We start from the raw sequence: 18111 nt of genomic DNA, 5'->3' as shown, positions 1-18111 counted from the left end.
ACTCTCCATGCTACAACTGCTCAGGAATGCCCGGCTTAAATACAAGTTCTGGCTGCTCAACATTGTTGTGTTTGTGGTTCTCTGCCTGTTGGTCCTCTACGCCATGAACACCATTGCAGAGCTCACGGACCAGTCCTTTTCCGCCGTTTTCAGCGAAACCGCCGGAGGCTTTGCACTGGTTGTCGCCGTGCTGATGGTGCTTGAGATGGCTGGCTCGCAACTGCTGATCTCATTTATCGAACGGCATGTGTACCGCCTGAAAAAAACCATGGTTTCGGTTCAGGCTTCCGGCAATCTCAGTGAGCGGGCCCATATAGACTCCACGGACGAAATCGGCGAAATGGCCCTGGCCTTCAACGCCATGCAGGACCGCACTATGGGCGTGGTCAAAAGCATGAAACAGGCGATCGACCACCTTCACAGTGAGGTACGGGAGCTGACAACCGCGGCAGAGGCCCGCAGAGACGACCTGAACCGCCAGCAGGCGGGCGCCGAGCGCAGCTCCGAGGTCGTCGAAACCATGCTGCAGAGCTTCACCGGCATTGCTGAACAGGCGGGTATCGCCAAGACCCTTTCCCACGAAGCCAGAAATACCGCCATTGATGGCAGTGAAAGGGTCGGCCGCAGTGCCGATTCTATCCGGCATCTGGCCACAGCCATCCAGACCGCCGCAAACCGCGTGCAGGCCCTGGCGGAAAACAGTCACGAAATCAGCCACGCCGTGGCCGAAATCAAGGGCATTGCCGAACAGACCAACCTGCTGGCACTGAACGCTGCCATTGAGGCGGCCCGAGCCGGAGAACAGGGCCGGGGTTTTGCCGTTGTGGCCGACGAAGTACGCAACCTGGCGCAACGGGTGCAGGATTCCACCGACCAGATTCAGGGCACCATCGACCGACTGCTAACCGCCATGGATGCAGCCGTCACCCAGATGACCGGCAGTTCAGAGGATGCTTCCCGCTGTGTGGAAGAGTCAGAAGAAGCCCGAAAATCACTGGATGCCATCAATTCGGTCGTCGGCCGCATCGACGAGACCAATCAGGAAATTGCCAATGTCTCCGCCGAACAGACAGCTTCCACCGACCAGGTGCTGGCCAATGTACAGAGCATCCGCGATACCACGGAAAGCATGGTCACCCAGCTCACCGAAAGCGCCGATATGAGTAAGCGCCTGAAACAACTGATCGACTCCCTGGAAGAAGCGTCAAACAGGGTCACCGTCGACTGACAGTTTGTGGCACACTCTGCACTCGTTTCCACTGTGAAGGGTGCTCTTTTCGATGTCCTGGCTTCGATCGTTCTATGACCGGCTGATTTTCCCCCGTCCTTTTGTGATACTTCTGCTGTTCGGTGTGCTGCTGGTTATCGCCAGCCTGCGCCTTGACCAGTTCCGCCTGGACGCTTCGGCCGAGTCCCTCGTCCTCGAAAACGATCGCTCACTGGAGCAGTATCGGGAAGTAAACCGCCGGTTTACTACCTCTGACGATTTCCTGGTTGTGACATATACGCCCAACGAGGAGCTGTTCAGCGACGATGGGCTGGCCCTGCTGGCCTCGTTACGGGATGAGTTGTCGGCGCTGGACAACGTCAGCTCTACAAACAGTATTCTCAACGTTCCCCTGCTCCACAGCCCGGACCTGACCCTGGACACCGTGGATTCCGAGATAAAAACCATCGACGAGGATGGGATCAAACCTGAAACCGCCCGCAAAGCACTGCTCAATAACCCACTTTACCCCAACCTGCTGATCAGTGAAGACGGACACACCACCGCGATACAGGTTAACCTGCCCACCCCGGAACGCTATTTCGAGCTGCTCCATGAACGCAATAACCTGCGGGACAAGGTGGACAGTGGCGAAGCCACTGCGCAGGAACAGCAGCAACTCGAAGCCGTAAGCCGGAAGTTTATCGAATTCACCGAAGCCCAGGGCGAGGAGCGGGACCGAACCATCGACAACGTCCGTGCCATTCTCGACAGCTACCGGGGCCGGGCCGAGATCTATCTCGGTGGTGTACCAATGATTGTCGCCGACATGATTCGCTTTATCGAAAACGACCTGTCCACCTTCGGCATCGGCGTGCTCGTTTTCCTGCTGCTGACCCTGGCGATCATTTTCCGTCAATGGCGCTGGGTCGTGGTACCCCTGCTGTGCTGCAGCTTTACCGTATGGCTGGTGATCGGTTACCTCAGCTGGGCACGCTGGCCGGTGACGGTGATTTCCTCGAACTTCGTATCGCTGCTGCTGATCATGACCCTGTCGCTGACTATCCACCTTATTGTCCGCTACCGGGAATTCCAGCACGATGAGCCGGACGCCGCGCCCAGTGACATCCTTCGCAGTACCCTGCTGGCGATGGTCAAGCCCTGCTTCTACATGGCCATCACCACCATCGTTGCTTTTGGCTCACTGACTTTCAGTGGTATCCGCCCGGTGATCGATTTCGGCTGGATGATGACCATTGGCCTGACCGTCGCCTTCCTCATCACCTTCGTGATCTTCCCCGCCCTGCTGGCGCTGCTGCCTCCCCCGCTGGACGACCGGGTGCGGTCGGAGCGGATTCCCTTTACCGCCAGATTCGCGCGGTTTACCGAGCACTACGGGAAAACGGTATTGGTTGGCTCCGCCATCATCGCCGTGCTCTGCGTCATCGGCCTTAACCGCCTGACGGTGGAAAACAGCTTCATCGACTACTTCAAGTCCAGTACGGAAATCCATCAGGGCATGATCACCATCGACGACCGCCTGGGCGGTACCACCCCGCTGGATGTAGTGATCACCGACGACAAGGCTGCGGAGAGCGAAAGCGGCAGTGACCCCTTCGCCAGTGACTGCGATCCGTTTGTGGAGAACTGTGACGGAGCGGAGGAGTACCGGGATACCTGGTTTACCTACCAGAAAATGGAGCGCCTGGAAAAAGTACATGAGTACCTGGACAGCCTGCCGGAAACCGGCAAGGTACAGTCCATCAGCACCACACTGGACATACTGGCACAGGTAAATGGCGGCGAGCCCCTGAATGCCCTCGAGCTGGCGTTCGTACCCTCGGCCGTGCCGGACGATTTGCAGGATATTCTGCTGACCCCCTACATCAGCGAAGAACACGATCAGGCCCGTTTCAGTATCCGGATCCTGGAAACGTCCCCCGATCTGCGCCGTCAGGAGCTGCTGGATAACATACGAAATCATCTGACCGGTGAAATGGGCTTCGAAGAGGATCAGGTAAAGCTTACGGGTATGACGGTGATGTACAACAACATGCTGCAGAGCCTGTTCGAGTCCCAGATCAAGACCCTGGGAGTAGTTTTCCTGGCGATCATGGTTATGTTTCTGATTCTGTTCCGTTCGATCAAGCTGGCGCTGATCGGCATGGCGCCAAACCTGATTGCGGCTGGCTCGGTGCTGGGGCTGATGGGCTGGCTGGGCATCCCACTGGATATGATGACGATCACGGTGGCGGCGATTACCGTGGGGATTGCGGTGGACGATACCATTCACTACATCCACCGATTCAAAACCGAGTTCGCAAAGGACGGCGACTACATAGCCACCATGCACCGCTGCCACCGCAGTATCGGGCAGGCGATGTTCTTTACCTCGCTCACGATCATCACCGGCTTCTCGATTCTGGTGCTGTCGAACTTTATCCCGACCATCTACTTCGGCTTGTTTACGGGCTTTGCCATGTTCATGGCGCTGGTTGGTGCGCTTACTCTGTTGCCTCGGCTTATTGTGCTGGTTAAGCCGTTCGGGGCTAACTTGTGAGCTAACTTCTCCCCCTAGCCTTCTGAGTTTGAGGTAGTCGCACCGGTGCCCTCCCTTCCCGGAAACGCTACGAGCACATCCATGTGCGCTTGACTTCGGCCATCCATGGCCGAAGACATTCCGGGAAGGGAGGGCACCGGCGCTCCTGCGAAAATCTGTGGTATCGCATGCTAAAAGCGATTTTCCAACGCTCAGCTGCCATTGCGCGGAGGGGCTTTCAGAAACCGTGGAGCGCCAGGGATGGCGCGACCGAGCCCTACATGGACGTATTCACGGGCGTGTTTCTGAAAGCCCCTCCGCGCAATGGCCACGCACGAAATCGCAGGCTACAAACGAAAAAACCGCCAGGGCCATAAGCCAAGGCGGTTTTTTTTAGTTCCGGGCGCCAAGCCCGGAGTAATGCCGACTCTTACTGCATACCCTGCTGCTGCCGCTGCATCTGACGCTGTTGTTGCATTTGCTGCTGCATTTGCTGCATGCGCTTGTTCAGCTCATCGCGCTGCTCTTCAGTGAACACCGCATCAACCCTGGCCTGCATGAGAGTGGACATGGCTGTCATCTCGCCAGTGACGTCACCAAGCTCTTCCGCTTTTTCACGGATCTCACCTTCGTCATAATCCGGTTTGATCTGGGCCTGGATCTGCTGCTGCAGCTGCTGGGCTTCACCCTGAAGCTCCTGAATCTCAGCCTGCATCTCTTCGATGATGCCACGGATTTCTTTCTGCTGATCTTCGCTCAAGCCAACCATCTGTGCCAGTTGATCAACCTGGTCCGGCTGCCCGCCAGATTGCTGGGCCATCGCCGGAGAAGACAGCCCGAGTGCAATCAGGGCAATTCCGAACAGTTTCACGAGCTTCATAGATATCTCCACTAATCGATTATTGAGTCGCTTCAGGTTTCCGGACCCTACACCCTAAAACAAAACAACCGGGTATTTCATCCTGAACCCCCTTCTTTTTGTACACACTTCACAGCCAAGAAACCCTCAACTCCCGGCACAGGCGGGTTGAGAGAAATGTGAAAATTTAGTCATTCCCGTCCATAATGGCGCCGTTCACCACTTCCGGAGTAGCAAACATGGCCATTAACTGGTTTCCAGGGCATATGCACAAGGCCCGTAAGGAGATCAAGAAGGTGATGCCCCAGATGGATCTCATTATTGAGGTCGTGGACGCACGCCTGCCGTTCAGTAGCGAAAACCCACTGGTGCCTGCCCTGCGCGGCGATACACCGGTCATAAAGGTGCTCAACAAACGCGACCTTGCCGACCCGGACATCACCGAACGATGGCTGAGCTGGCTGGAGAAGGAACGGGGCGTGCGTGCCATTACCATGACCCACAACCAGCGCGATGAGGCCCTGGATATCCTGCGCCTGGCAGCAGAAATGACGCCCGGCCATGATCGTCAGAAGCGGGCCCTGCGAGTGATGATCCTGGGCATTCCCAATGTCGGCAAATCCACGCTGATCAATACCATCGCAGGCCGGCCTGCCGCCAAGACCGGTAACGAGCCCGCCGTAACGCGGGCTCAGCAGGCCATCAAGCTACCAGATAATATATTGCTGTACGACACTCCCGGTTTTCTCTGGCCAAAGCTGTCACCGGAAGCCTGTGGCTACCGCCTGGCCATCAGTGGTGCTATCCGCAGTGCCGTCATCGAATTCGAGGACGTGGCGATGTTCGAGGCGGACTATCTGCTGGATGCCTACCCGGAGCTGGTGATGGCACGCTACGGCTTCGAGGAGCTGCCACCGGACGGGCTGGCGCTGATGGATGGCATTGCCCTCAAGCGACGCTTCCTCGGCCGTGGCGGCGTTCCGGACCTGCACAAGGTGTCTGAGATACTGCTGAATGAATTCCGGTCCGGCAAGCTGGGCCGCATTTCTCTGGAAACCCCCGAAATGGTGGAAAAGGAAACCCGGGAAGAAGCCGAGCGCCAACAGGCCAAAAACGAAAAAACCTGACGCCCGTACCGGGTTTTAGCCCCTCCCTTACCAAGGTCAAATACCATCCTGCCTCCAAAGCGCCTAGACTGGTAGGTATAGTCAGACATTAAAAGGATCTGCCCGGTTATCGGAGCAGGCCTTGTTAAGGAGGAAGGTATGAGACGGGTTGTAATCACTGGCATGGGCATTGTTTCGTGCCTGGGCAACTCCACGGATGCGGTGCTGGCAAGCCTCAGGGAAGGCAGGTCCGGCATCCGGTTCAATGAGACCTATCGGGACATGGGCTTTCGCAGCCAGATTGCGGGGTCGATCGACGTGGACACCTCGACCATCGACCGCAAGACCCGACGTTTCATGGGGCAGTCCGCAATGTACAGCTTCCTCGCCATGGAACAGGCTATCGCCTCTTCCGGACTGACGGACGAGATGGTGTCCAATGACCGCACCGGGCTGATTGCCGGGTCCGGCGGCGCATCCAGTGCCAGCCAGGTGGAAGCCGTCGATATCATGCGTGAGAAAGGCGTGAAGCGTATCGGGCCCTATATGGTACCCAGAATCATGACAAGCACCGTGTCGGCCTGCCTGGCGACAGCTTTCAAGATACGCGGCGTGAACTATTCCATGTCATCAGCCTGCGCCACCAGTGCGCACTGTATCGGCCATGCCGCTGAACAGATCCAGGCCGGTAAGCAGGATATTGTGTTTGCCGGTGGCGGCGAGGAAGAGGACTGGAGCCTGACCATGCTCTTCGACGCCATGGGGGCCCTGTCCACCAAATACAACGACGCACCAGACACTGCCTCCAGGCCGTTCGACAGTGGCCGTGACGGCTTCGTGATCGCCGGTGGCGGGGGCATGGTTGTGGTGGAAGAGCTGGAACACGCCCGCAGACGCGGCGCAACCATCATTGCCGAACTGGTGGGTTACGGTGCCACATCCGACGGCCACGACATGGTGGCTCCATCCGGTGAAGGCGCCATGCGTTGCATGCAGCAGGCACTGTCAACGGTGGAAGCTCCGGTGGACTACATCAATGCCCATGGCACCAGTACGCCTGTAGGCGATGTGGCTGAGATGAAAGCGGTCCGTAGTGTCTTTGGAGACAGAATACCGCAGATATCCTCGACCAAGTCCCTCTCGGGCCACTCCTTGGGTGCATCCGGTGTCCATGAAGCGATCTACTCCCTGATTATGTTGCAGAACGGGTTCATCGCCGGCACCAAAAACCTCCAGCACCTGGATGAAAGCAATGCCGGCATGCCAGTAGTAGGCCCAGATTCCACTGAAGCCGCGCTTGGCACTGTGATGTCCAACAGCTTTGGATTCGGCGGCACTAATGCCTCCCTTGTGTTCCGGAAGGTCTGAAACACCTCCCGCTGGCTCAGAAGCTGTCAAAGGCTTCTGAGCGGGCCAAGCATATATCCAAACAATATATGCTTAAAAAGATCAAGGATATTAGTCATTGGCAAAGCCCACCGTTCGTAATAAAGTACCGTTTTGACATGCATCAATAATGGATGGTCCGTCTCCCATGGCTCAAGCTATCAGACTCCACCAGGCTTCCCCGCTCAAGGCATCCTGCCACCAGTGCAGCCTCAGCAACCTGTGCCTTCCCCTGGCAGTGGAAGAAAATGACCTCGACCGGCTCGAAGACATCGTCCAGCAGGGCCGGATTTTCAATCGTGGCGAGCACATCTTCGACCAGAGCACACCTTTCAGATCCTGCTTTGCAGTCAAAAGCGGCGCCATCAAAACATCGATCATCAGTGAGAACGGCGAGGAACAGGTCACAGGCTTCTTTATGCCTGGTGAACTGGTGGGTCTGGACAGCATGGGGAGCAAGAACTACGCATGTACCGCCCGGGCACTAGAGCGTACCAGCGTCTGTGAGTTCCCGATCGAAAAACTGGAAGAGCTCACCGGCAAGCTGCCGGACCTCCAGCACCACATGTACCACCTGATGAGCCAGGAAATACAGGGTAGCCATCAGTTAGCCATGTTGCTGAGCAAGAATACGGCGGAGGAGCGGATTGCTGCGCTGCTGCTGTCCCTGTCGAGCCGATTCCAGCGTCGCCGCATGTCCGGCACCAACTTCAGCCTGCCCATGGCCCGTAACGATATCGCCAACTTCCTGGGCCTGGCCGTGGAAACCGTAAGCCGGGTGTTCACTCGCTTCCAGAATCAGGGCATTATCAGCGCCCGCGGCCGGAAGGTAGAACTTCTGGATGTCGAGGCGTTGCAAACGGTCACCCGGGAGTTCTCGCGCCAGAACGCCTGAGCAGGCTAGCCGCCTGAACCATGAACCGACCGGCGTCAGCTGGCCGGTTCGTCAGCCAACTCCCTGTCGCCATTCAGCGACAGCAATTCCAGTTCTTCAGCCAGCCCGGAGCGCCAGGGTAACTGCTTGACGCCAAAGGTATTGCGAATCTTGGTGCAGATCATGGTGGCATTGGCAGGTTCGAGAGCCGCCCAGGCCGGCATTTCATCCACCACCCGGATCCCTCCGGGTATACCACTCAGCCCGGTTATGGCCAGGCCAAGCTCATAGAGCGAGATATCCTCTGCTCCCGCATACTGGTAGGTTCCCCACACCTCAGCTCCACAGTCGATCTGTTGAACAACCGCAGCAATCACCCGGGAGAGGTCGCTCACGGTCACCGGCTGGCCATGGCACTTGCCTGGCAGTTTGACGACATCGGAACACGCTGCCACAGACTGAACCTTGCGAATAAAGCGCCCCAGGCTCCAGCCCGTCCGCAGGATGATATGCCGGGGTAGAAGGGTTCGCACCGCCTGTTCGCATTCCCACTGCCAGTTGCCCAGTTCGTTTCCGGGCTGGCCCGGGTTGGAAGCAATGTAGGCACTTTGTTTGCGGCCATCGAATACGTAACAGGACGATAGCTGCAGCAGGGCCATATTCCGGTCACGGGCATATTCCGCCAGCGCAACGGGCAGCGAGAAGGATACCTTGTGGGTGGCCTCCGGGTCCTGTTCGGCCACTTCCGGGTTGGCCAGCCATAACGCGTTCACAATCAGATCGGTATCATGGGGAATCCAGCCGTCAAGCGCTGTGAGATCCGCCGTTTCCAGCTCACTGATCAGCAACGGACTGACCTGCAGCGACGTTTTTCTCAGTCGCTCCAGCAATACCCGCCCCAAGGGGCCATAATCATGAACAACAAGAACGTGCACAGGCGCTCACTGCCTCCGGTTTTGGTCAAATATCTGTACGTACACTGTAATCGTTCACGCCAGCGGTTGGAACGAATACCCGGGATATCACTGATATGACGGGTGCCCGGTACCGTTCAAGCCAATGGCACACGAGGCTCAACCCATAGAATGCGTATCGGAGAACCGTGCAGGTCTTACGAGCATTCAACAACAGGATCCCACATGCTGAAACAACAAAGCCATATTGTCGCCCCCATTCCGGACGAGTTGCGCACCCGCGCACTCTATACCGTCGACGAACTCCGTGAACGGGGCAAAGCCGACAAGGAAGCCATCGACAAGCTGTTTGCCCTGATCGTCGAGATGACCGATAACGGTCTTGACTTCTTCTTCCTGGAGCCTCTACGCCGGCTGAATGCCAGTAGCATGCTGATGGGCATGGCCAGAATGGGCATCAGCAGCATGCTCAAGGGCAGTAAAATGGTGGTCCACAAGGTACTGAAGAAACTGGACGATCGCAGCCTGGCCGCCATTCTCGATTTCATCGAGGAGATTATCCACGAACCCGAAGCCGCTTCGTGATCTAACCGGCTGTGGCGCCAGGGTTGTCGTACAGCCTGGGCACCCGGGCTGTGATACCGGTAAGCAGTTCATAAGCAATCGTGCCCGCACATCGGGCCACTTCGTCCACGCTCACATGCCGGCCCCAAAGCTCCACCGTATCGCCCTCAGAGGCGCCGGGTGCCTCGGTCAGGTCCACCGCCAGCATGTCCATGGACACCCGGCCAATCAGGCGTATGCGGCTGCCAGCAATCCAGGCGGGCGTATCCGTACCGGCATGACGCGGATAACCATCGCCGTAGCCGATGGCGACGATTCCCATCCGGGTTTCATGCCCGGCTCTCCAACTGCAACCGTAACCCACGGACTCGCCGGGTTTGAGCACTCTTACCGCCGTCAACTGCGCTTCCAGGGTCATGACCGGCTCAAGCCCCAGTTCCGGCCCCGTCCTTTCCAGCATGGGGGAGGCACCATAGAGCATGATGCCGGGGCGGCTCCAGTCAAACAGAGGCTGGCCGGGCAGGAAATGGGCAGCTGAATTGCCGGCGCTTTTTGCCAATAACGGCCAGTCAACCACAGCTTCAGTAAAGACGCGCGTCTGTTGATCGGTAAATCCGCTCGACGGATCATCCGCGCAGGCAAAATGCGTCACGAAACCAACGAGTTTCTGCTCCAGGGCCCGGCTTTTCAGTCCGGTCATCACCGCCGGCAGCATCGCGGGCGCAAATCCCAGCCGGTTCATGCCGGTGTTCACCTTGAGCCAGAGTGTCGGGATTTCCGCTGACTGTTCCAGCCAGTTCAACTGGTAGTCACTGTGAACCACCACCTCAAAACCTTCTCGGGCGCACGTGACCAGGTCATTCGCACTGTGAACACCCTGCAGCAATACCACCGGATGACCAACACCCGCCTCCCGGATGGCCAGCGCCTCTTCAATACAGGCAACCGCAAATTTCGGCGCCTCGTCCGCCAGCGCCCGGGCCATATCACGAATGCCATGGCCGTAGCCGTCAGCCTTGATGACAGCCATAGGCCGGGCCGGGTGGGCCAGTCTGCAGGCCAGACGGTAGTTGTGGCGAAGAGCAGCGGTGTCAATACGGGCAACGGTATTCCGTGGCATCAATAATCCCCACCGTAATCGCCGTGGGCCAGATCTTCGAATTTGGTGTATTTACCAATAAAGGCCAGGCGAACGGTACCGATAGGGCCGTTACGCTGCTTACCGATAATGATCTCGGCAATCCCCTTGTCCGAGGTATCTTCGTTATAGACCTCGTCGCGGTAGACAAACATGATTACATCCGCGTCCTGCTCAATGGCGCCGGATTCCCGCAGGTCCGAGTTCACCGGGCGCTTGTTGGGCCGCTGCTCCAGGCTCCGGTTAAGCTGCGACAGCGCCACCACGGGGCAACTCAACTCTTTGGCGATGCCTTTCAGGGAACGGGAAATCTCGGAAATCTCGGCGGTACGACCCTCTGTGTTACCCGGCACACGCATCAGCTGCAGATAGTCCACCATGATCAGGCCCAGCTTGCCGTCGTTCTCACGGGCAATACGGCGGGCGCGGGAGCGCATCTCTGTAGGGCTCAGGCCAGGGGTGTCATCAATATATAGTGGCTTGTCCTTCAACAGGCTCACCGCAGAGGTAAGCCTGGGCCAGTCGTCCTCTTCCAGCTTGCCACTGCGGATCCGGCTCTGGTCGATCCGGCCCAGGGAGGACAGCATACGCATCACCAGCGCGTCCGCCGGCATCTCCATACTGAACACCAGAATCGGTGTGCTGGTGCTGATCAGCGCGTTCTCGACGATGTTCATGGCAAAGGTGGTCTTACCCATGGACGGCCGTCCCGCCACGATCAGCAGATCCGCCGGCTGCATACCGGAGGTCCACTCATCCAGGTCCTTGAACCCGGTGGTCAGGCCGGTTGTAGTCTCACCGGATTCAAACAGCTCCTCGATACGGCTGAGTGCCTTGGTAAGAATCGGGTTGATCGCCTGCGGACCGGTACCTTCTTTTACCCGGGATTCTGCAATCTGGAAGACGTTGCGCTCGGCCTCGTCCAGTATCTCGTTGCTATTACGTCCCAGTGGATTGAAGGCCGAATCCGAGATCTGTCCGGACACCTGTACCAGCTGGCGCAGGATTGAACGCTCCCGGACAATCTCGGCATAAGCGCGGATATTGGCAGCGCCCGGCGTTTTTTCCGCCAGCTCCGCAAGGTAGGAAAGACCACCGGCGTCTTCAATATCCCCCGCCCGCTCCAGGAATTCTGTCAGCGTAACCACATCCAGCGGCTCGCTCTCACTGGCAAGACGCTCGGCGGCACCAAAGATCAGCCGGTGATCCTGGCGATAGAAATCGACCGCAGAGATCATTTCCGAGATCTCGTCGAATCGGCGGTTATCGAGCATCAGACCGCCGAGAACCGCCTGCTCAGCCTCTACGGAATGAGGAGGAACCTTGATCCGACTGGTTTCAGGGTCGCTGTTTACCGGTTTGAAATTCGGGTTGGCCATGGAAACTTCTTCGTCTAGCTAGGGCAAGGACAAATCATACACCACAAAGCAACAAGCCCGGAATCCACCTGAGCGGATTCCGGGCTTGTATGGCTGCCGCCGGGTCGGAACCCGGCGTTACCGCCTGACGTGCAATTTACTCGGCTGTTTACTCTGCAACAACGGCCAGGTTAATCGTTACCGTCACGTCGGAGTGCAGCTGAAGCTCGATCTCGTACTCGCCAACCACGCGGAGCGGGCCTTCCGGGAGACGGACTTCACTTTTCTCGACTTCGGTGCCGGTGGCGGTAATCGCATCAGCGATGTCGCGCACACCGATAGAGCCGAACAGCTTGCCTTCTTCACCAGCCTTGGAGGTGATGGTGACGGAGGCGCCTTCCAGCTTCTCGCCACGAGTCTGGGCTTCAGCCAGCTTCTCGGCTGCCGCTTTTTCCAGCTCTGCACGACGCTCTTCGAACGCCTTCAGGTTGTCGGCGGTTGCCGGAACAGCCTTGCCATACGGCAGCAGAAAATTACGACCGTATCCGGCCTTTACCTTGACCTTGTCACCCAGTGAACCAAGGTTTGCTACTTTTTCGAGCAGAATAACTTCCATCTCGTTAACCTCTTCGTGCTTTATTCAGCCGGGCCGGAGGGCTTTATTCGCCTCCGGATGTCCAGCCAGCTATCCACAAAAGCCAGAACTACCAACAGAATCATCAGGCTGGGACCAAGCAGTACCAGCGCCAGATAGAACATCACCAGCCACTGACCACTCAGGTTTTTACGACCAACAACGCCATGAACCAGAGCCAGGCCCGCCACAAACAGCGGCAACCCTCCGGCCCAGCCCAGCAGCATGGAATTCAGCCCGAGAACGGGCCCTGCCACCACGGTAATCACACAGATAACTGCGATTGCCGGTGACAGCCGGAGCGAGTGGAACTCGGCCCGGAATCCGCCAGGGTTGTACAACCCCGCCTGCCAGGATCTCGCCAACATGGTCATGCCCACACCGGTAACCAGGTACGTGCCTGCCATGCTTGCATTCATGGTCTGCCGAATAACTGTTTCCAGGTTGTCGCCAAGACTGCTGGCCACTTCGGCATTGTATTGCTCGTAAAACCTCACCCCTGTCTGCACCAGATCATTGAGCAGATCCGGATACACAAGGGGTAGCATCATGCCCGTCACAATACCCAGGAAACTGCCCGCCAGGAGCGCTTTCTCCCAGGACAGGGTTGTTCTCAGTATGGATGCAATCAGCATTACCTGAAGCAGTACCGCCAGTGCTGTCGGGTCTTGCCCGAGCCAACTCCAGCCGAGTGCCGGAAGCAATGCCCAGAGGCCAATGTTAAGCCCCTGACTGATGCCCAGCCTGAGAATCACCAGGCCGACTACGGCTGCACCAATCCAGAACAACAGGGGTATCGCAGTGGTAACTGCCGCAACCCCGCCTGCCTGCAGAGGACCGCGCATTACAAACTGTGCCAGTGCACGCATGGTCCCGGGTCCTGTTTATTCTGTCACTTAGTTATCGTGGCTGTCCGAATACGGCAGCAGTGCCAGGTAGCGGGCACGCTTGATAGCGGTAGCCAGCTGACGCTGATAGCGTGCCTTGGTGCCGGTAATACGGCTGGGCACGATTTTGCCGGTCTCAGTAATGTAACCTTTCAGGGTGTCCAGATCCTTGTAATCGATCTCTTTAACACCTTCTGCCGTGAAGCGGCAGAACTTACGACGTCTGAAAAAACGAGCCATAACTTAACTCCTCAACTCCGGTGATGGTTTTACTCTTCTTCGTCCTGGGTTTCAGCCTGCTGACGTGGCTCGTCAGATTCAGCTGAACGACGCGGACGATCATCGCCGCCACGACGGTCTTCACGGGACTCGGAAGCTTTCATCGGGGACAGGTCCGTATCGGCACCATCGCGGCGCAGGATCATGTCGCGGATGATGGCATCGTTGAAACGGAAGTTGTGAGTCAGCTCGTCCATCGCAGCCTGTGAACATTCAATGTTCATCAGGACGTAGTGAGCCTTGTGGATCTTGTTGATCGGGTAAGCCAGGTGACGACGGCCCCAATCTTCCAGGCGATGTACCTTGCCGCCATCTTCATTGATGACACCGGTATAACGCTCGATCATCGCGGGCACCTGCTCGCTCTGATCCGGGTGTACCATAAATACGATTTCGTAGTGACGCATGAGTTCTCCCTACGGTTTAAACAGCCTCCAGCAAACGCACAGAAAAAGACCGGGCAAATGCAAGAAGCAAGGAGGTGGCAGCCAAAGCCGCCGGCTTCTTGATGCCAACTGCCCCGATTTCAGGCAATATGGCACCGCCCCCTGAAAAGGGGGTCACGTATTCTAGGCGTGTGGGGGGGTACTATGCAAGCCGCTGGCGCAAAGCTTCGTACAGGCAAACGCCGGTAGCAACGGAAACGTTGAGGCTGTCGACATGGCCCAGCATGGGGATATTGATCAACAGGTCGCAGTGCTCCCGGGTCAGCCGCCGCATTCCCTTGCCTTCTGCCCCCATCACCAGGGCGACCGGGCCAGTAAAGTCGGCCTGGTACACCGTGCTTTTCGCCTCGCCCGCTGTGCCGATAAGCCAGACGCCATTATCCTGGATGGTTCGCATGAACCGTGCAAGATTGGTGACTCGCACCAGGGGAACGGTTTCGGCAGCCCCGCACGCCACTTTCCGTACCGTGGGCGACAGCGATGCTGACTTGTCTTTTGGCACAACAACCGCCTGAACTCCGACGGCATCGGCTGTCCGCAGGCAGGCCCCGAGGTTGTGAGGGTCGGTCACACCATCCAGAATCAGCAGGAACGGCGGCTTACCGGAATCCGCCAGCATGGCCAGCAAGTCGTCCTCGCTCCATTCACGGCTTTCGGACACCGACGCTACAACCCCCTGGTGAACTCCGGAAACCCGCTGGTCCAGCTCCTTACGGTGCACCACCTGCCAGCGCACCCCGAGCTCATTCAGGGCATCGGTGACAGTTTTGACCCGGCGGTCTTCCCGGCCGGTCTGGATCCACACCTGCTGTAAACGCTCGGGCTCACGCTTGAGGACGGCTTCAACGGCATGCCAGCCAAAAATAAACTCTTCAGACACAGCCTATTTTCCTGACTTGCGGGGCTTACGTTTCTCGTCAGCACCGGAGGTTTTACCGGCAGGCTTCTTGCCTTTGCCCTTGCCCAGCGCGAGTTTCGCGGCTTCTGCCACCAGCTTGTCGCGGGCAGACAACTCGCCATCGTCTTCGTAGGTCGGTGCCACATTTTCGGGTTTGCCCGATTTTCCAGCCGAGTGAGGTGTCGCGCCTTTTCTGCGACGCGGTTTCGCAGCGGCATCGCCGCCTTTCTCACGGCCGCCCTGCCCACCGTCACTTCTAGTGGAGCGACCTGCGGCAGATTTTCCACCTTTGCTCCGGCCTTTACCTTTTTCCCTGGGCTCTCGCTTGGTAATTTCCAGCGCGTCCCGGTCGGCCTGGCGATGCCGGGGTTCGCTCACCAGCTCCAGATCAATCTTGCGATCTTCCATGCCCACGCGCATCACCTTCACCCGGACCTCATCGCCCAGACGGAAGCTCATGGCCGTGCGCTCGCCTATCAGCCGATGCTTGGCAGCGTCGTGATGGAAGTAGTCACCGCTCAGCGTGGAGACGTGCACAAGGCCTTCTATATAAACCCCTGACAGCTCCACAAAGAAACCGAATGGCACAACGGCAGCAATCACGCCGTCATATTCCTCACCCACATGATCCTTCAGGTACTCACACTTCAGCCATGCCATTACATCCCGGGTGGCATCGTCAGCGCGCCGCTCGGTCATTGAGCAGTGCTCACCCAGCTGGTGCATGCGAGGCGTATCGTAAGGGTAGTCCGCAAGCTCCGTATCACGCTTCGGCGGCGCCACCACATCCTTGCTGCCCTCTTCCCCATGAACGACCGACTTTATCCCGCGGTGAACAATCAGGTCGGGGTAGCGGCGGATCGGTGAGGTAAAGTGGGCATAGCTGGCAAAACCAAGGCCGAAATGTCCGCCCTCATCCGGGCTGTAAACCGCCTGACTGAGGGAACGCAGCATTACCGTCTGGATCACGTTGGCATCTGAGCGGTCTGAAATACTGGACAGCAACTCCTGGTAATCCGCCGAGGTTGGCTTGTCGCCGCCTCCCAACTGCAGGCCCAGCTCGCCCAGGAACAGCCGCACGGCGTTAAGGCGCTCTTCGGAAGGACCATCGTGAACACGATAAAGCGAGGGCACCTTGTGTTTCTTCAGGAACCGCGCGGTTGCCACGTTGGCGGCCAGCATGCATTCCTCGACAATCTTGTGGGCATCGTTACGCTGAACCGGAACGATTTCCTCAATCTTGCGGTTGGCGTCGAACACCACCTTGGTTTCGGTGGTTTCGAAATCGATGGCGCCCCGCTCGGTTCTGGCCTTGCGCAGCAACTTGTAGAGATTGTACAGGTTGTGCAGGTGCGGCAACACGTGAGCGTACTGCTCTGACAGCCTGTAGCCCGGCTCGGAATCGGGCCGTTCCAGCATGTCGCTGACCTTGTTGTAGGTTAACCGCGCATGGCTGTGCATCACCGCCTGGTAGAAGGTGTAGCCACTGATCGCACCTGCGGCGCTGATGGTCATGTCGGCCACCATGCACAGCCGGTCCACTCCGGGATTCAGTGAGCACAAGCCGTTGGACAGTTTTTCCGGGAGCATGGGCACAACGTGATCGGGAAAGTACACGGAGTTGCCACGATTGATCGCCTCTTCATCCAGCGGGGTACCCGGACGCACATAGTGGGAGACATCGGCAATGGCTACCAGCAGCCGGTACCCGCCCCTAGGGCGCGGCTCGCAATAGATGGCATCATCAAAGTCCCGCGCGGTTTCATCATCGATAGTCACCAGACGCAGGTTGCGGATATCCACCCTGTTCTGCTTGTCTTTCTCGGTGACTTCCTCGGGAATGCCAGCCGCCTGCTCACCCACCGCCGGTGGCCAGCTATGGGGAATATCGTAGGAGCGGATGGCAACGTCGATTTCCATGCCCGGCGCCATGTGCTCGCCCAGTATCTCGACAACCTTGCCGGTAGGCTGAGTACGAACCGTCGGCTGGCGCAATATATCCACCACCACATACTGGCCGTGCCGCGCCTCATTGATGTGTTCGGCGGGAATAAGCACTTCATGATTAATGCGGGCATTCTCCGGAACCACGAAGGATATGCCGCTTTCTTGGAACAGACGGCCGACGGTCTGATGGGTGCGATAATCCAGCACCTCGACAATCACCCCTTCGCGACGACCACGGTCATCCACCCGGTCCACCCGCGCGGCAACGCGGTCACCATGGAAAACCTGGCGCATCTGGCGCGCTGTCAGGAACAGATCTGAACCACCATCGTCCGGTATCAGGAACCCGAACCCGTCCTTGTGCCCTGTCACACGACCTGTCACCAGGTCCGCTTCTTCAATGGGCAGGTAGGCGCCACGGCGGTTGCAGATAAGCTGTCCATCGCGACACATGGCGATCAGCCGGCGGCGCAGAGCTTCGATGCCCTCTTCGGACTGCTGGCCAAGCTCTTCACACAGGGTTTCATGGGTGGCCGGCGCGCCCCTCTCTTTCAGATGCTCGAGGATAAATTCCCGGCTCTGGATGGGGTTGTCATACTTGCTGGCCTCACGCTGTGCGTGGGGGTCGTTGTCTGTCTTTTTCCTGGAAGCCATTCGTATCCTTAGCTCTGATTCCCCGACGGAAATCACTCGTTATATTGCATTTGCCAAAGAGTATAACGCTGCCAGCTGCAACCTGCCTAACCGACCGGGGAAAATAGGCGCATAAATCGACTTTGGCTGACAAAAAATGTTTGACAGCTTTTTTCCGAATGATTAAAGTACGCGCCATCGGTTGACGGCATTGCCTGCAGCCGGGGCAGAAGTACCGGAAATTCAACAAGCTAAAGCCGTTGAATCCCCACCGGAAAAACTGCAAATCACCTGCCGAGGTGGTGAAATTGGTAGACACGCTAGCTTCAGGTGCTAGTGGGGGCAACCCCGTGGAGGTTCAAGTCCTCTCCTCGGCACCACTTCCTTCCTCAGGAAGTGTTACGAAACCGAAACCTTTGTAAGCACATGTCGCAAGCGTTAT

Annotated in this window: 16 protein-coding genes and 1 tRNA gene; 7 read left to right on the top strand and 10 right to left on the bottom strand. The window is 57.8% G+C overall.

Annotated features, from left to right (window positions below; translation table 11 throughout):
* The first annotated feature begins 7 nt into the window (after positions 1–7).
* Entirely contained in the window at positions 8–1228 is a 1221-nt protein-coding gene (locus ABJM11_RS12745; protein ID WP_348296266.1) for a methyl-accepting chemotaxis protein, read from the top strand.
* Between the two features lie 52 nt (positions 1229–1280).
* A complete protein-coding gene (locus tag ABJM11_RS12740; RefSeq protein WP_348296265.1) occupies positions 1281–3767 on the top strand; it encodes an MMPL family transporter in 2487 nt (828 codons plus the stop codon).
* 409 nt (positions 3768–4176) lie between these two features.
* On the opposite strand, the gene ABJM11_RS12735 is transcribed toward ABJM11_RS12740, so the two are convergent.
* Complete coding sequence (locus ABJM11_RS12735; RefSeq protein ID WP_348296264.1) at positions 4177–4626, bottom strand: Spy/CpxP family protein refolding chaperone; 450 nt, start codon at positions 4624–4626, stop codon at positions 4177–4179.
* A 218-nt stretch (positions 4627–4844) separates the two neighbouring features.
* Between ABJM11_RS12735 and ylqF the strand changes: the two genes are divergently transcribed.
* From ylqF to fnr, 3 genes are all read left to right on the top strand, one after another.
* Complete coding sequence (gene ylqF / locus ABJM11_RS12730; protein ID WP_348296263.1) at positions 4845–5732, top strand: ribosome biogenesis GTPase YlqF; 888 nt, start codon at positions 4845–4847, stop codon at positions 5730–5732.
* Positions 5733–5870: 138 nt separating this feature from the next.
* Positions 5871–7079, top strand: coding sequence for a beta-ketoacyl-ACP synthase I (gene fabB, locus ABJM11_RS12725; RefSeq protein ID WP_348296262.1), 1209 nt, complete (start codon positions 5871–5873; stop codon positions 7077–7079).
* Positions 7080–7245: 166 nt separating this feature from the next.
* Positions 7246–7992, top strand: coding sequence for a fumarate/nitrate reduction transcriptional regulator Fnr (fnr, locus tag ABJM11_RS12720; protein WP_348296261.1), 747 nt, complete (start codon positions 7246–7248; stop codon positions 7990–7992).
* Positions 7993–8027: 35 nt separating this feature from the next.
* Here the strand turns inward: fnr and ABJM11_RS12715 are convergent, their stop codons facing one another.
* Positions 8028–8906: a sugar nucleotide-binding protein gene (locus tag ABJM11_RS12715; RefSeq protein WP_348296260.1), complete on the bottom strand. Its 879-nt coding sequence runs from the start codon at positions 8904–8906 to the stop codon at positions 8028–8030.
* 204 nt (positions 8907–9110) lie between these two features.
* Between ABJM11_RS12715 and ABJM11_RS12710 the strand changes: the two genes are divergently transcribed.
* Positions 9111–9470: a hypothetical protein gene (locus tag ABJM11_RS12710; RefSeq protein WP_150993569.1), complete on the top strand. Its 360-nt coding sequence runs from the start codon at positions 9111–9113 to the stop codon at positions 9468–9470.
* Between the two features lies 1 nt (position 9471).
* Here the strand turns inward: ABJM11_RS12710 and alr are convergent, their stop codons facing one another.
* The 8 genes from alr to rnr all read right to left on the bottom strand — a co-directional run bounded on the left by alr (position 9472) and on the right by rnr (position 17690).
* Complete coding sequence (gene alr, locus ABJM11_RS12705; RefSeq protein ID WP_348296259.1) at positions 9472–10569, bottom strand: alanine racemase; 1098 nt, start codon at positions 10567–10569, stop codon at positions 9472–9474.
* The gene (dnaB, locus tag ABJM11_RS12700) at positions 10569–11966 is read right to left on the bottom strand and encodes a replicative DNA helicase (protein WP_348296258.1); all 1398 of its coding nucleotides are present in this window, start codon (positions 11964–11966) and stop codon (positions 10569–10571) included. The genes alr and dnaB overlap by 1 nt, the downstream gene beginning before the upstream one ends.
* Before the next feature lie 148 nt (positions 11967–12114).
* Positions 12115–12561 carry a 50S ribosomal protein L9 gene (gene rplI / locus ABJM11_RS12695; RefSeq protein WP_348296257.1) on the bottom strand — a complete coding sequence of 149 codons (447 nt, stop codon included), beginning with the start codon at positions 12559–12561 and terminating at the stop codon, positions 12115–12117.
* 20 nt (positions 12562–12581) lie between these two features.
* Positions 12582–13448 carry a hypothetical protein gene (locus ABJM11_RS12690; protein ID WP_348296256.1) on the bottom strand — a complete coding sequence of 289 codons (867 nt, stop codon included), beginning with the start codon at positions 13446–13448 and terminating at the stop codon, positions 12582–12584.
* A gap of 27 nt (positions 13449–13475) precedes the next feature.
* On the bottom strand, positions 13476–13706 hold the full coding sequence (gene rpsR / locus ABJM11_RS12685; RefSeq protein WP_007154918.1) for a 30S ribosomal protein S18: 231 nt from the start codon (positions 13704–13706) through the stop codon (positions 13476–13478).
* Between the two features lie 29 nt (positions 13707–13735).
* Complete coding sequence (rpsF, locus tag ABJM11_RS12680; protein ID WP_348296255.1) at positions 13736–14152, bottom strand: 30S ribosomal protein S6; 417 nt, start codon at positions 14150–14152, stop codon at positions 13736–13738.
* Between the two features lie 181 nt (positions 14153–14333).
* Positions 14334–15071 (bottom strand): 23S rRNA (guanosine(2251)-2'-O)-methyltransferase RlmB, encoded by a 738-nt coding sequence (gene rlmB / locus ABJM11_RS12675; protein ID WP_348296254.1) that lies wholly within the window; start codon positions 15069–15071, stop codon positions 14334–14336.
* A 3-nt stretch (positions 15072–15074) separates the two neighbouring features.
* Complete coding sequence (gene rnr, locus ABJM11_RS12670; RefSeq protein ID WP_348296253.1) at positions 15075–17690, bottom strand: ribonuclease R; 2616 nt, start codon at positions 17688–17690, stop codon at positions 15075–15077.
* A gap of 272 nt (positions 17691–17962) precedes the next feature.
* Between rnr and ABJM11_RS12665 the strand changes: the two genes are divergently transcribed.
* A tRNA-Leu gene (locus ABJM11_RS12665) sits at positions 17963–18049 on the top strand.
* The last annotated feature ends 62 nt before the right edge of the window (positions 18050–18111 follow it).

The sequence above is a fragment of the Marinobacter sp. genome (assembly GCF_039977835.1).
In the GTDB taxonomy this organism is placed as follows: Bacteria; Pseudomonadota; Gammaproteobacteria; order Pseudomonadales; family Oleiphilaceae; genus Marinobacter.
Note: the sequence above shows the minus strand (reverse complement) of the source record. Positions and strands in the feature narration are given on the sequence as shown.

Excerpts from the sequence above, each read along its gene's own strand:
- ABJM11_RS12745 (WP_348296266.1), top strand. The coding sequence starts at position 8 with ATGCTACAACTGCTCAGGAATGCCCGGCTTAAATACAAGTTCTGGCTG.
- ABJM11_RS12740 (WP_348296265.1), top strand. The coding sequence starts at position 1,281 with ATGTCCTGGCTTCGATCGTTCTATGACCGGCTGATTTTCCCCCGTCCT.
- ABJM11_RS12735 (WP_348296264.1), bottom strand. The coding sequence starts at position 4,626 with ATGAAGCTCGTGAAACTGTTCGGAATTGCCCTGATTGCACTCGGGCTG.
- ylqF (WP_348296263.1), top strand. The coding sequence starts at position 4,845 with ATGGCCATTAACTGGTTTCCAGGGCATATGCACAAGGCCCGTAAGGAG.
- fabB (WP_348296262.1), top strand. The coding sequence starts at position 5,871 with ATGAGACGGGTTGTAATCACTGGCATGGGCATTGTTTCGTGCCTGGGC.
- fnr (WP_348296261.1), top strand. The coding sequence starts at position 7,246 with ATGGCTCAAGCTATCAGACTCCACCAGGCTTCCCCGCTCAAGGCATCC.
- ABJM11_RS12710 (WP_150993569.1), top strand. The coding sequence starts at position 9,111 with ATGCTGAAACAACAAAGCCATATTGTCGCCCCCATTCCGGACGAGTTG.
- alr (WP_348296259.1), bottom strand. The coding sequence starts at position 10,569 with ATGCCACGGAATACCGTTGCCCGTATTGACACCGCTGCTCTTCGCCAC.
- dnaB (WP_348296258.1), bottom strand. The coding sequence starts at position 11,966 with ATGGCCAACCCGAATTTCAAACCGGTAAACAGCGACCCTGAAACCAGT.
- rplI (WP_348296257.1), bottom strand. The coding sequence starts at position 12,561 with ATGGAAGTTATTCTGCTCGAAAAAGTAGCAAACCTTGGTTCACTGGGT.
- ABJM11_RS12690 (WP_348296256.1), bottom strand. The coding sequence starts at position 13,448 with ATGCGTGCACTGGCACAGTTTGTAATGCGCGGTCCTCTGCAGGCAGGC.
- rpsR (WP_007154918.1), bottom strand. The coding sequence starts at position 13,706 with ATGGCTCGTTTTTTCAGACGTCGTAAGTTCTGCCGCTTCACGGCAGAA.
- rpsF (WP_348296255.1), bottom strand. The coding sequence starts at position 14,152 with ATGCGTCACTACGAAATCGTATTTATGGTACACCCGGATCAGAGCGAG.
- rnr (WP_348296253.1), bottom strand. The coding sequence starts at position 17,690 with ATGGCTTCCAGGAAAAAGACAGACAACGACCCCCACGCACAGCGTGAG.